Annotated in this window: 12 protein-coding genes; 11 read left to right on the plus strand and 1 reads right to left on the minus strand. The window is 68.5% G+C overall.

Translation table 11 applies throughout. The annotated features are described in order from the left end of the window. Positions 1 to 103: 103 nt before the first annotated feature. From GO592_RS06775 to GO592_RS06825, 11 genes are read left to right on the plus strand one after another with little or no spacing between them, the layout of a single operon-like run. The gene (locus GO592_RS06775) at positions 104 to 922 is read left to right on the plus strand and encodes an SDR family oxidoreductase (protein ID WP_007300614.1); all 819 of its coding nucleotides are present in this window, start codon (positions 104 to 106) and stop codon (positions 920 to 922) included. After that, a complete protein-coding gene (locus GO592_RS06780; RefSeq protein ID WP_007300615.1) occupies positions 919 to 1,731 on the plus strand; it encodes an enoyl-CoA hydratase-related protein in 813 nt (270 codons plus the stop codon). The genes GO592_RS06775 and GO592_RS06780 overlap by 4 nt, the downstream gene beginning before the upstream one ends. Beyond that, positions 1,718 to 2,971, plus strand: a complete 1,254-nt coding sequence (locus GO592_RS06785) for an acyl-CoA dehydrogenase family protein (protein WP_172651225.1) — start codon at positions 1,718 to 1,720, stop codon at positions 2,969 to 2,971. The genes GO592_RS06780 and GO592_RS06785 overlap by 14 nt, the downstream gene beginning before the upstream one ends. 1 nt (position 2,972) lies before the next feature. Next, positions 2,973 to 3,755 (plus strand): SDR family oxidoreductase, encoded by a 783-nt coding sequence (locus GO592_RS06790; RefSeq protein ID WP_007300033.1) that lies wholly within the window; start codon positions 2,973 to 2,975, stop codon positions 3,753 to 3,755. Then, entirely contained in the window at positions 3,748 to 4,782 is a 1,035-nt protein-coding gene (locus tag GO592_RS06795; protein ID WP_039952659.1) for a phosphotransferase family protein, read from the plus strand. Before GO592_RS06790 ends, GO592_RS06795 begins: the two co-directional genes overlap by 8 nt. Positions 4,783 to 4,792: 10 nt before the next feature. Then, positions 4,793 to 5,554, plus strand: a complete 762-nt coding sequence (fabG, locus tag GO592_RS06800) for a 3-oxoacyl-ACP reductase FabG (RefSeq protein WP_007300035.1) — start codon at positions 4,793 to 4,795, stop codon at positions 5,552 to 5,554. A gap of 5 nt (positions 5,555 to 5,559) precedes the next feature. After that, positions 5,560 to 6,750, plus strand: a complete 1,191-nt coding sequence (locus tag GO592_RS06805) for an acyl-CoA dehydrogenase family protein (RefSeq protein ID WP_007300036.1) — start codon at positions 5,560 to 5,562, stop codon at positions 6,748 to 6,750. Continuing rightward, the gene (locus GO592_RS06810) at positions 6,747 to 7,847 is read left to right on the plus strand and encodes an acyl-CoA dehydrogenase family protein (RefSeq protein WP_007300037.1); all 1,101 of its coding nucleotides are present in this window, start codon (positions 6,747 to 6,749) and stop codon (positions 7,845 to 7,847) included. The genes GO592_RS06805 and GO592_RS06810 overlap by 4 nt, the downstream gene beginning before the upstream one ends. A gap of 35 nt (positions 7,848 to 7,882) precedes the next feature. After that, positions 7,883 to 8,866: an NADPH:quinone oxidoreductase family protein gene (locus GO592_RS06815; protein WP_007300038.1), complete on the plus strand. Its 984-nt coding sequence runs from the start codon at positions 7,883 to 7,885 to the stop codon at positions 8,864 to 8,866. Positions 8,867 to 8,877: 11 nt separating this feature from the next. Continuing rightward, a complete protein-coding gene (locus tag GO592_RS06820; RefSeq protein ID WP_007300039.1) occupies positions 8,878 to 9,666 on the plus strand; it encodes a RhlG family 3-oxoacyl-ACP reductase in 789 nt (262 codons plus the stop codon). Positions 9,667 to 9,719: 53 nt separating this feature from the next. Next, the gene (locus tag GO592_RS06825; protein WP_007300040.1) at positions 9,720 to 11,378 is read left to right on the plus strand and encodes an AMP-binding protein; all 1,659 of its coding nucleotides are present in this window, start codon (positions 9,720 to 9,722) and stop codon (positions 11,376 to 11,378) included. 72 nt (positions 11,379 to 11,450) lie between these two features. Here GO592_RS06825 and GO592_RS06830 read toward each other — a convergent pair whose 3' ends face one another. After that, positions 11,451 to 12,611 carry a N(5)-(carboxyethyl)ornithine synthase gene (locus tag GO592_RS06830; RefSeq protein WP_005252938.1) on the minus strand — a complete coding sequence of 387 codons (1,161 nt, stop codon included), beginning with the start codon at positions 12,609 to 12,611 and terminating at the stop codon, positions 11,451 to 11,453. Positions 12,612 to 12,673: the final 62 nt, after the last annotated feature.

Genomic DNA, 12,673 nt, shown 5'->3' on the forward strand with positions numbered 1-12,673 from the left:
CTTCGAGGTGTTCGCCGAACTCCGACACTTGAACTTGACGACGGATTCAACTATACAAAAGAGAGACGCGAGTCACAACGCACGGCGAAGGAGAGGACACCTCGTGAAGGTTGCACAGAAGGTCGCCATCGTGACCGGCGGTGGAGGCGGAATCGGCGGGGCGATCGCGGACCGTCTCGCCGACCAGGGCGCCACGGTGCTGGTCGCCGATCTCGACCCGAACGCCGCCGCCGCGGTTGCGGACGGAATCAACGCACGTCACCCCGGAACGGCCGTCGCCGAAGGCGCCGACGTCGCGGACGCCGATCAGATCCGCCGCATCATCGATCGCGCGGAGACCGAGTTCGGCCCGGTCGATCTCTACTTCGCCAACGCCGGCATCGCGGGAGCACCCGGCCTCGACGCCGACGACGCCGGCTGGGATCTCGCGATCGACGTCAACGTCCGCGCCCACATCCGCGCCGCCCGGCAACTCGTGCCGAAGTGGGTCGAGCGGGGCGAGGGGTACTTCGTGTCGACCGCGTCCGCGGCCGGGCTCCTCACTCAAATCGGTTCGGCCACCTACGCGGTCACCAAGCACGCCGCCGTGGCGTTCTCCGAATGGCTGTCGGTCACGTATGGGGACAACGGAGTTCGCGTCAGCTGCCTCTGTCCGATGGGCGTCGAGACGAAGTTGATGCGCTCCGGCGAGAACTCGGGTGATCCACTCGGCGTCGCGGCCACCCGCGCCGTCGTCTCGGCAGGCGACGTGCTGCAGCCCGAGCAGGTCGCCGACATCGTGCTCGACGCCGTGGACCGGGAGACGTTCCTGATCCTGCCCCACGAGAGCGTCCTCACCATGTACCGGCAGAAGGGATCCGACTACGACCGCTGGCTGCGCGGGATGCGCCGCTACCAGAGTTCGCTGCTGGAGCACGCGTGACCCCCGAGCACGCAGACCTGGTCCTCGCCGAGCGGCGCGGACCGGTCCTGGTGCTGACGTTCAACCGGCCGGACAAGCTGAACGCCTGGACCGACGACCTCGAGGACCGGTACTTCACGCTGCTCGGCGACGCCGAGGACGACCCGGACGTCCGCGCGATCGTCGCGACCGGAGCCGGGCGCGGGTTCTGTGCCGGCGCCGACCTCGGACGCCTGCAGGCCGTCGGTGACGTCTCCGAAGCGGACCTCCTCCGGCCGCACCCCCGCGACCTTCCCGCAACACTGCGCAAACCGCTCATCGGGGCGATCAACGGGGTCGCCGCCGGTCTCGGAATGGTGGAGGCCCTCTACTGCGACGTCCGGTTCGCCTCGGCGTCCGCCCGGTTCACGACCGCCTTCGCCAAGCGGGGACTGATCGCCGAATACGGCATCTCCTGGCTTCTGCCCCGGCTCGTGGGGCACAGCCGCGCCACCGACCTGCTGCTGTCGAGCCGCATGGTCGATGCCGAGGAGGCGTTGCGCATCGGACTCGTCGACCACCTCGTGCCGGATGGTTCGGTCGTCGACGCCGCGGTCGCCTATGCCGAACAGCTGGCGACGCACTGCTCCCCGACGTCGATGGCCGTCATCAAGGACCAATTACAGAACGATGCGGACGGCACCTACGCCGAGTCCGTGGCCCGAGCGGAAGGCCTGATGTTGCAGGCGTTCCGCGGGGCCGATCTCGTCGAGGGCGTACAGAGTCACCTCGACAAGCGCACACCCACGTTTCCCTCACTACCCGTCAGGAGTTCCCATGTCCCTGTTTGACATCTCGGATCGCGCCCAGCAGTTGCAGACCGATCTGCTGGAGTTCATGGATTCGCATGTGTATCCGGCGGAGGCGGTGTATGAGGAGCAGATGCGGGAGTCGGGGGATCCGCATTTCCAGCCGCCGGTGTTGGAGGAGTTGAAGGTTGAGGCGCGGCGTCGGGGGTTGTGGAATCTGTTTCATCCGCATCCGGGGACGGGTGCGGGGTTGACGAATCTCGAGTATGCGCCGTTGGCGGAGATCATGGGGCGCAGTCATATTGCGTCGGAGGCGTGTAATTGTAATGCGCCGGATACGGGCAATATGGAGGTGCTCGAGTTGTTCGGTACGGCCGAGCACAAGGAGAAGTATCTGATGCCGTTGCTGGAGGGGACGATGGCGTCGGCGTTCGCGATGACGGAGCCGGCGGTGGCGAGTTCGGATGCGACGAATGTGGAGTTGTCGATGGTCCGGGACGGTGACGAGTATGTGCTGAACGGCCGGAAGTGGTTCGCGTCGAATGCGTTGCATCGGAATTGCCGGGTGTTGATCGTGATGGGGAAGACGGATCCGTCGGCGGCGCCGCATCGGCAGCAGTCGATGATGGTGGTGCCGATCGATGCGCCGGGGGTGACGGTGATGCGGGGGTTGCCGGTGTTCGGGTATCAGGATCGTGAGGGGCATGCGGAGATCGACTTCGCGGATGTTCGGGTTCCGGTCAAGGATGTGTTGAAGGGCGAGGGGGAGGGTTTCGCGATTTCGCAGGCGCGGTTGGGTCCGGGCCGGATTCACCATTGCATGCGGGCAATCGGGATGGCGGAGCGGGCGTTGGAGTTGATGTGTCGTCGGGCGTCGTCGCGGGTGACGTTCGGGAAGCCGGTCAGTGAGAATGCGAATATTCAGGATTGGATTGCGGAGGCGCGGATCGAGATCGAGATGATCCGGTTGTTGACGCTGAAGGCGGCGTATCTGATGGATACGGTGGGGAACAAGGAGGCGCGGACGGAGATCGCGGCGATCAAGGTGGCGGCTCCGAATATTGCGTTGAAGATCGTGGATCGGGCGATTCAGGTGCACGGTGGGGCCGGCGTCACCGACGACTTCCCGCTTGCCATGGCCTGGGCGCACCTGCGGACCCTGCGCCTGGCGGACGGTCCCGACGAGGTCCACAAGCGCGCCATCGCGCGACAGGAACTCCGGCAGTACCGCGACACCGCCGTCAGCGCCTCCACCAACGGACACAAGGTTGCGGTGAGCTGACATGGCCGGTCTCGACCTCACCGGACGCACCGCGATCGTCACCGGCGCGTCGCGGGGCATCGGCCTGGCCGTCGCCAAGGCCATCGCGGCCGCCGGCGGCAACGTGGTGCTCACCTCACGGTCCGAGGAATCGGCCGACGCCGCCGCGGCCGAGGTCGGGGGCACCGCGATCGGAATCGCCGCCCACGCCGTCGACGAAGAAGCCGCCCGGCGCTGCGTCGACGTCACCCTCGAACGCTTCGGCAGCCTGGACATCCTGGTCAACAATGCGGGGACGAACCCGTCGTTCGGGCCGATCATCGACCAGGACCACGCGCGATTCGCCAAGACCTTCGACGTGAACCTGTGGGCTCCGGTGCTGTGGACGGGGCTCGCCACGAAGGCGTGGATGGGCGAGCACGGCGGCGCCGTGGTCAACACCGCCTCCATCGGCGGCATGGCCTTCGAGGCGAACATCGGTCTGTACAACGCGTCCAAGGCCGCGCTGATCCATCTCACCAAGCAACTGGCACTGGAACTCTCACCGAGGGTGCGGGTCAATGCCGTCGCTCCCGGTGTGGTGCGGACGAAGCTCGCCGAGGCGCTGTGGAAGGAACACGAGCCGGCCGTGTCGGCGTCCACGGCGCTGGGGCGGATCGGCGAACCCGCGGACATCGCGTCCGCGGTCGCGTTCCTCGTCTCCGATGCCGCGAGCTGGATCACCGGCGAAACCATGGTGATCGACGGCGGTCAACTGCTCGGCGACGCCCTCCCGTTCCGGCAGGGGGCCCAGCTCGGTGTCTAGCGTGGACGTCGTCGGCATCGACACCGAGGCCGTGAGCCGCTGGTTCGGCACGCTCGGCATCGACAGTGCCGGACCGCTGACCTTCGACCGGATCGGACTCGGCCAGTCGAACCTCACCTACCTGGTCCAGGACCGGGCGGGCGGCAGATGGGTGCTCCGGCGCCCACCCCTCGGACACCTGCTGGCGTCGGCCCACGACGTCGCCCGCGAGGCGCGGGTCCTCTCCGCCCTCGAAGACACCGTGGTGCCCACCCCGCGGGTGTTCGGACTCACCGACGACCCGGAGGTGAGCGAGGTACCGCTGCTGCTTATGGAGTTCGTCGACGGACAGGTCGTCGATCGCATGTCGATCGCGGAGTCCCTGACCGCGGAACGTCGCCGGGCGATCGGTCTGTCGCTGCCGCGGACGCTCGCGAAGATCCACGCGGTGGACCTCGACCGGACCGGGTTGACCGACCTGGCCAGCCACAAGCCGTACGCGCAGCGTCAGCTCAAGCGGTGGTCGGGGCAGTGGGAGAAGTCGAAGACCCGCGAGCTGCCCGCCCTCGACGACCTGACGCGGCGGCTCGCCGCCTCGGTGCCGGAGCAGCGGGAACTGACACTGGTGCACGGCGACTTCCACCTGCGCAACGTCATCACCTCCCACGAGACCGGGGAGGTGACCGCGGCCCTGGACTGGGAGTTGTGCACCCTCGGCGACCCCCTCGCCGACGTCGGCAGCCTGCTCGCGTACTGGCCGGAGCCGGGCGAGACCACCGGCGGCGACTTCCCCGCGTCCACCCTCGACGGTTTCCCGGACCGGGTGGAGATCGCCGGGGTGTACCTCGACGAGACCGGCCGCGACCCGCAAGCCCTCGCGTTCTGGCACGTCCTCGGCCTGTGGAAGGTCGCGGTCATCGCGGAGGGCGTCATGCGCCGCGCGCGGGACGAACCGCAGAACAAGGCGGCCGCGGGCACCCCGACCGTCGAGCGCATCGACGACCTGGTGGCCAAGGCGTGCGACATCGCCGCCCGGGCCGGAATCTGATCGAACGACGATGGAGAAATTCATGAAGAGAACGGCAATCGTCACCGGCGCGGCACGAGGCATCGGTGCCGCGGTGGCGAAGAAACTGGCGAGCGACGGGTACGCGGTGGCCGTGCTCGACCTCGACGAGTCCGCCTGCGCGGCAACCGTCGACGCCATCGAGTCCGCCGGCGGCCGGGCGCTGGCCGTGGGCGCGAACGTCGCCGACGAGGCGTCGGTCGCCGCGGCGGTCGAGCGGGTGGCGACCGAACTCGGTGCCCCGACGATCCTGATCAACAATGCCGGAATCACCCGCGACAACCTGTTGTTCAAGATGACCGTCGACGACTGGGACGCGGTCATGAACGTGCACCTGCGCGGTGCGTTCCTGATGTCGCGGGCCGTGCAGCAGCACATGGTCGACGCCGGGTTCGGGCGCATCGTGAACCTGTCGAGCACGTCCGCGCTCGGTAACCGCGGGCAGGTCAACTACTCCGCCGCCAAGGCGGGCATGCAGGGCTTCACCAAGACGCTTGCCATCGAACTGGGCAAGTTCGGTGTCACCGCGAACGCGATCGCGCCCGGCTTCATCGAGACCGAGATGACCGCCGCCACCGCCGAGCGGGTGGGTGTCGGCTTCGAGGACTTCAAGAAGGCGGCGGCGTCGCAGATCCCCGTGAACCGCGTCGGGCAGCCCGAGGACATCGCCAACACCGCGTCGTTCCTGGCGAGTGAGGGTGCCGGATTCGTGTCCGGACAAGTGATCTACGTCGCCGGCGGACCGAAGGACTGAGGAACATGACCACTGACGAACAGGCGATCGCACGCGACCTCAGCGATCGTGTCGCGACCCTCGTCGAACAGAACGACCTGTCGGATCCGACCGGGTTCCTCGGAGCCCGATTCGACGCCGGCCTCGCGTGGGTCCACTTCCCGCCGGGGCGCGGCGGGCTCGGTCTGCCGCAGAGCTTCCAGGCGCAGGTCGACGCCGAACTCGCTGCCGCCGGAGCGCCCGGTCCGGCCAAGGGCCGCAACGGGATCGGATTGGGCATGGCCGCGCCGACCATTGCCGCGTTCGGCACCGAGGAACAACAGCAGAAGTACCTGCGGCCGATCTTCACCAGCGAGCACATCTACTGCCAGTTGTTCAGCGAACCGGGGGCGGGCTCCGACCTGGCCGCGGTCGCGACGCGAGCCGTCCGTGAGGGTGACGGCTGGACGGTCAACGGGCAGAAGGTGTGGACGTCGGGGGCGCAGAACGCACAGATGGCGATCCTCGTGGCCCGGACGGATCCGACGGTGCCCAAGCACGCCGGGCTCACGTACTTCCTGTGCGACATGAGCGATACCGGTATCGACGTCCGGCCGTTGCGGCAGATCACCGGTGAGGCCGAGTTCAACGAAGTGTTCCTCACCGACGTCCACATTCCCGATACCGATCGGCTCGGCGACGAGGGGCAGGGCTGGCGGGTGGCCACCGCGACCCTCAACAACGAGCGGGTGGCGATCGGCGGTTCCGCGGCCGCCCGCGAGAGCGGGATGATCGGACCGGTCGCCCAGGCCTGGCGGGAGCAACCCGAACTCCGCGATCCGGCGATGCACGACGAACTGCTGCGGCTGTGGGTCGAAGCGGAGGTCGCCCGGCTGACCGGGGAGCGCCTGCGGCAACAACTCGCGGCCGGGCAACCCGGCCCGGAGGGATCCGGCCTGAAACTGGCTTTCGCCCGGCTCGCGCAGACCATTTCGGGTTTCGACATCGAACTCCACGGCGAGGCCGGGCTGCGGTACGACGACTGGACCATGCGCCGACCCGACAAGGTCGACTTCACCGGCCGTGAACCCGGCTACCGGTACCTGCGCGCGAAAGGCAACTCGATCGAGGGCGGCACGTCCGAGATCCTGCGCAACGTCATCGCAGAACGCGTCCTCGGCCTCCCGCCGGAGCATCGCGTCGACAAGGACATCGCCTGGAAGGACCTGCCCCGATGAGCACCGCTGATCTGCTGTATTCCGACACGGAAGACGCCCTGCGCGACTCCGTCCGCCGCCTCCTCGCCGACCGCTGCCCACCGGAACTGGTGGTCGGGGCGTACGACCGGGCACCCGCCGACTTCTCCGGAGTGTGGAAATCCCTCGCCGTCGAACTCGGACTGGCGGGCCTGCTCGTCCCCGAGGACCTGGGCGGCGCCGGCGCGAGCGCACGCGAGGCTGCGGTGGTCATGGAGGAGATCGGACGTGCCGTCGCGCCCGTCCCGTACCTTTCCAGCGCCGTACTCGCGACGGTCGCGCTGCTGAAGGTGGGAGACACGCGAACGGTCGGCGCACTCGCCGACGGGACGACCACCGGTGCGCTCACGGTCGGGCTCGCGACCGCACCGGGCCGGTTCACCCCGACCGTGCGCCGGGACGGCGACGCTCTGACCGGCACCGTGACCAGTGTCGCGGGCGTCTCGGAGGCCGACATCCTGATCGTGCCGGTCGAGGGTCCGGGTGGACTCGAACTGCACACGGTTCCCGCCGGCACCGCCGGCGTCTCGGTCATGCCCGTGCTCGCGCTCGACATGACCCGGCCACTGTCGGATATCTCGTTCGACGCCGCCGCATCCACCCGCATCGACGACGGCAACGCCGCGGCGGCGGTCCGTGACGCCCTCGTCGTCGGTGCCGCACTGCTCGCCTCCGAGCAACTCGGGCTTGCGCAGTGGTGCTTCGAGACGACCCTGGCGTACGTCAAGGAGCGAACCCAGTTCGGCCGCGCCGTCGGGTCGTTCCAGGCGATCAAGCACCGCCTCGCCGACCTGTGGCTCGAGGTCACCTCCGCGGCCGCCGCTGCCCGCTACGCCGCGGACACTGCCGCCCGGGGCGACGCGGACGCCGAGGTCGCGGCTGCCGTCGCGCAGGCGTACTGCAGTGACGTCGCCGTCCACGCCGCCGAGGAGTGCGTCCAGCTGCACGGCGGGATCGGCATGACGTGGGAATACCCCGCGCACCTGTATCTGAAGAGGGCGAAGAGCGATCAGCTCGCGTTGGGCACCGCCTACCGTCACCGCGCGCGCCTCGCCGACCTGATCGACCTGCCCGCGTAACCCGAGCCGCACCACCGACAGTCAGGAAGCAATCCATGAAGGCATGGCGTGTCCACGAACTCGGCGAGCCGCGCACCGCGCTGCAACTCGAGGAGGTCCCGGATCCGACAGCAGGCCCCGGCCAGGTGCTGGTGAAGGTTCTCGCCGCACCGGCGAACTTCCCCGACGTGCTGCTGTGCCGCGGCGAATACCAGATCAAGCCGCCGCTGCCGTTCACACCCGGAGTCGAGCTGTGCGGTGACGTGCTGGAGGTCGGTGACGGCGTGACCCGCTTCGCCGTCGGCGACCGGGTGATCGGCAACCCCAACCTGCCCGGCGGCGGATTCGCCCAGATGGCCGTGATGGACGAGGCCAACACGTTCGCCGCCCCGTCCGCGCTCGACGACGCCGAGGCGTCGGCGTTGAGCATCGGCTACCAGACGAGCTGGTTCGCCCTTCACCGGCGCACCCAGCTGAAGCCGGGGGAGACGCTGCTCGTCCATGCCGCCGCTGGCGGAGTGGGCAGCGCCGCAGTGCAATTGGGCAAGGCTGCCGGAGCGAAGGTGATCGGCGTCGTCGGAGGCTCCGACAAGGTCGAGTACTGCCGCCGGCTGGGGGCGGATCTGGTGATCGACCGGCACACCGACGATTTCGTTCCGCTGGTCAAGGAATTCACCGGCGGACGCGGCGCGGACGTCGTCTACGACCCGGTCGGCGGCGACGCCTACGCGAAGTCCACCAAGTGCATCGCGTTCGAAGGCCGGATCCTGATCATCGGTTTCGCCGGCGGCACCATCCCGACACCCGGCCTCAATCACGCCCTGATCAAGAACTACTCGATCATCGGTCTGCACTGGGGTCTGTACAAGCAGTACAACCAGCAGGCGATCGCCGACTGCCACGAGGAACTGACCGGTCTCGCCGACTCCGGTGCGATCACGCCGCTCATCAGCGAGCGGCTCTCGCTCGCGGACGTCGCCGACGGCATCGGCCGGCTCGGTGACGGCAGCACCGTCGGCCGCCTAGTCTTCCAACCCTGAAGGGAACGCACATGGACATCGGTTCACTGTTCGACGTCGCAGGCAAGACAGTGGTGGTCACCGGAGGTTCGCGGGGTATCGGCCGGATGATCGCGCAAGGATTCGTCCTGGCCGGGGCTACCGTGATCATCTCCGCCCGCAAGGCCGAGGCGTGCGAGAAGGCCGCGGCCGAACTGTCCGCCGCCGGGCCGGGGACGTGTCAAGCACACCCCGCCGACCTGTCCACCGAGGAGGGGATCGAGGGCCTCGTCGCGCGGGTCGCCGAGGTGTCGCCCCGACTGGACGTCCTGGTGAACAACGCCGGAGCGACGTGGGGTGCGCCGGTCGACGATTTCCCCGCCGCCGGTTTCGACAAGATCTTCGACATCAACGTCAAGGGCGTGTTCATGCTCACCCAGGCGTTGCTGCCGAGTCTGCGGGCCGCGGCGACGGACGGTGACCCCGCCCGGGTGATCAACATCGGATCGATCGACGGACTCGTGGTGTCGGGTAGCGAGAACTTCTCGTACGGGGCGAGCAAGGCCGCGGTCCACATGCTCACCCGCAAGCTCGCAGCGACACTGGCCGCCGAGCGGATCACCGTCAACGCCATTGCCCCCGGACCGTTTCCGAGCAAGATGATGGCCTTCGTCCTGGACGATCCGGAGCGGAAGGAGGCGGTCGAGGGATCGGTCCCGCTCGGCCGGGTCGGCACCCCGGAAGACGTCGCGGGCACCGCGATCTTCCTCTCCTCGCGTGCCGGGGCCTACCTCACCGGCACCGTCGTCCCCGTCGACGGCGGGTTGTCGGGAACACGCTGAACAGCACGTCAGACAGTCGGAACACGGAACGAGCGAGAGGCGGTACGGCCGCGATGAGCTGGTACGACGACAGGCCCTGGATGGATCGGTACGACGAGAACACGCGTTCCGTGGGGGAGATCCCCGCCCGGACAGCGCTCGACATGTTCTCGGCCGCGGTCGAATCCGCCCCGGACGGGCCGGCCATCCGGTACCTCGGGGGCACCCTCGACTACCGCGAGGTCGACGAACTCAGCGACGGTGTGGCCGCCTACCTCACCGAGAACGGATTCGGGAAGGGCGACCGGCTCGCGATCTACCTGCAGAACATCCCGCAGTTCGTGCTGGCGTTGCTCGGCACGTGGAAGGCGGGCGGTGTCGTCGTCCCGCTGAACCCGATGTACCGGGACGAGCTTTCTCACATCCTCACCGACGCCGGAGTCACCGCGATCGTGTGCAGCGAGAACGCGTGGGCCGATCGGGTGGCGGAGCGGGCATCCGCCGCGGGGGTGCGGATCGCGCTGACCGCGAGCGAACTCGACATCCAGACGTCCGGCGACCCACGGGTGTTCGGGGGCGTGACCCGGGTGCGCGCCGAGGGCGTGCCGGACCTGCTCGAGGTGGCCCGGGCGCGCGCGGGTACCGGCGTGCCGGATCCCGGTCTGGTCCCGGACGACGTCGCGCTCGTGTCGTACACGTCCGGAACGAGTGGAGTCCCCAAGGGAGCGACCAACACCCACCGGAATCTCACCGTCAACAGTTCGATCCTGCGCCTGTACGAGAGCAAGCCCGCCGGTTCGCCGATCTTCGCGCTCGCACCGCTGTTCCACATCACGGGCATGGTGTGCCAGTTGCTCACCGCGATCGACCTGGCGTCGCCGCTGATCCTCGCGTACCGGTTCGACGCAGGGGTCGTCCTCGACGCCCTCGAGCGGGAGCGGCCGGTGTTCATGGTCGGCCCGTCCACCGCCTACATGGCGCTGATGGCCCACCCCGACTTCTCCGGTGAGCGCTTCGCTTCATTGGAGGCCGTGATGTCCGGTGGCGCCCCGCTACCCCCTGCCATCGTCGAACGGTTCCGGGAGCTGACCGGAAAGTACATCCGCAACGGCTATGGGCTCACCGAGACCAGCGCACCGTGCGTCGTCGTCCCGCCGAACCTGGAGGCGCCGGTCGATCCGTCGTCGGGCACGCTGGCGATCGGCCTGCCCCTTCCGTCCGCCGTGATCCGGATCGTCGGGGAGGACGGGCACGACCTCGACCCGCTCGAAGTCGGGGAGATCGCCGTCGACGGGCCGATGGTCGTGCCCGCGTACTGGAACAAACCGGACGCCACGGCGCAGTCGCTGCCCGGCGGCCGGTTGCTCACCGGCGATGTGGGCTTCATGGACGCCCAGGGCTGGGTGTACGTCGTCGATCGCAAGAAGGACATGATCAACGCGTCCGGGTTCAAGGTCTGGCCGCGCGAGGTCGAGGACGTCCTGTACCGGCACCCGGCAGTCCGGGAGGCCGCCGTCGTCGGCGAGCCGGACAGCTACCGTGGCGAGACCGTCGCCGCGTTCGTCAGCCTCCGCCCCGGGCAGACGGTCGAGACGGACGACCTCGTCGAGTACTGCCGGGAGCGGCTGGCGAGCTACAAGGCCCCGAGGCGCGTCGAGATCGTCGACGAACTGCCCAAGACGGCCAGTGGGAAGATCCTCCGACGCGAAATGCGCCGCAGCACCCCGGCCTGAGCCCGCCGCCGTCCCGGACGAACGGGACGCTCGTCGCGTCAGATCGAACGAGCGTCCCGTTCGTTCCGACAATCAGGCGAGAACGGGGTGCGGGTAGTCCGCCGCGCGGTGCTGGAACGACAGGATCCGGGGGTTCTGCACGACCCCGTCGCGGATCTCGACGGCCCGCCGGATCGTGTCGCTGCGGTCCCAGGCGGCGGGTCCGTCGAGGACGGTCCCCAGGTGCGGGAGCAGGGCCTCGCTGATCTCCCACGTCGCCGAATTCCACAGGTAGGACGGGCTGTGATCGACCGCGTAGTAGCGGACGTTCTCACCGATCATGAACGTCGGATCGGCGAACGACGTGGGCCGGGCCCAGCTGAAGCCCATTCCCTCGTCGCAGGACACGTCGACGACGAGGCTGCCGGGCAGGAGGGTCTCGACGTCCGAGTCGATCAGGAACGTCAGCGGCGACTCCGTGTCCTGCAGGACGCAGTTGACGATGATGTCGTGCCGGGCGAGGAATCCGGCGAGCGGCATCCGGCCCTCGTCCGTGGTGACGTGGCTGCGGCGCGGATCGGCGTCGTCGTGATCGAACTGCACGATCTCCGCGGAGTGGATCGGCGAGCTCACGGCGGTGACCCCGCGCTGGGTGACGACGTGGACGTCGTGAATGCCCAGGGCGTTCAGTGCGGTGACGGCGCCGCGGGCGGTGGCACCGAAGCCGAGGACCACGGCGCGGAGACGGCGGCCGTAGTCGCCGGTCGACCCCGCGATCGACAGGGCGTGCAGCACCGAGCTGTATCCGGCGAGCTCGTTGTTCTTGTGGAAGACATGGAGCTGGAACGACCCCTCGACGCTCCAGTGGTTCATGGCCTCGAACGCGATCAACGTGAGGTGGCGATCGACGGCCACCTGGGTGAGCTCCGTGTCCTGGACGCAGTGCGGCCACCCCCACAGGATCTGGCCGTCACGCAGGTCCGCCAGATCCTTCGCGAGAGGTTTGGGCAGCAGGAGGACGTCGTTGTGCTCGATCAGCTGCTCCCGGGTGCGCAGACCGCCCACCGACAGGGCCAGCTGCTCGTCGGACACGCCGAAGGGCTCTCCGTAGCCGTACTCGAGATGGATGCGGCCACGGAGGTCGGGGTCGATCCGGTCGAAGTGGAGCGGGTGGATCGGGAGCCGGCGTTCGTCGGTTTTGCTCGAACGCGCGACGACGCCGAGGGTGAGTGGATGAGAGCGGTGTTGCTGCACAGGGGTGTCCCTTGGTCGACACTGCCGGAGAGAGTCTTCGGCAGAGAGTTGTTGCCGCGGAA

The organism is Rhodococcus sp. 21391 (genome assembly GCF_016772255.1).
GTDB classification, from domain to species: domain Bacteria; phylum Actinomycetota; class Actinomycetes; order Mycobacteriales; family Mycobacteriaceae; genus Rhodococcus_F; species Rhodococcus_F opacus.

What these genes read in the sequence shown, in the direction of transcription:
- GO592_RS06785 (WP_172651225.1), top strand. Translation starts at nt 1,718, where the DNA reads ATGTCCCTGTTTGACATCTCGGATCGCGCCCAGCAGTTGCAGACCGAT.
- GO592_RS06790 (WP_007300033.1), top strand. Translation starts at nt 2,973, where the DNA reads ATGGCCGGTCTCGACCTCACCGGACGCACCGCGATCGTCACCGGCGCG.
- fabG (WP_007300035.1), top strand. Translation starts at nt 4,793, where the DNA reads ATGGAGAAATTCATGAAGAGAACGGCAATCGTCACCGGCGCGGCACGA.
- GO592_RS06805 (WP_007300036.1), top strand. Translation starts at nt 5,560, where the DNA reads ATGACCACTGACGAACAGGCGATCGCACGCGACCTCAGCGATCGTGTC.
- GO592_RS06810 (WP_007300037.1), top strand. Translation starts at nt 6,747, where the DNA reads ATGAGCACCGCTGATCTGCTGTATTCCGACACGGAAGACGCCCTGCGC.
- GO592_RS06815 (WP_007300038.1), top strand. Translation starts at nt 7,883, where the DNA reads ATGAAGGCATGGCGTGTCCACGAACTCGGCGAGCCGCGCACCGCGCTG.
- GO592_RS06820 (WP_007300039.1), top strand. Translation starts at nt 8,878, where the DNA reads ATGGACATCGGTTCACTGTTCGACGTCGCAGGCAAGACAGTGGTGGTC.
- GO592_RS06825 (WP_007300040.1), top strand. Translation starts at nt 9,720, where the DNA reads ATGAGCTGGTACGACGACAGGCCCTGGATGGATCGGTACGACGAGAAC.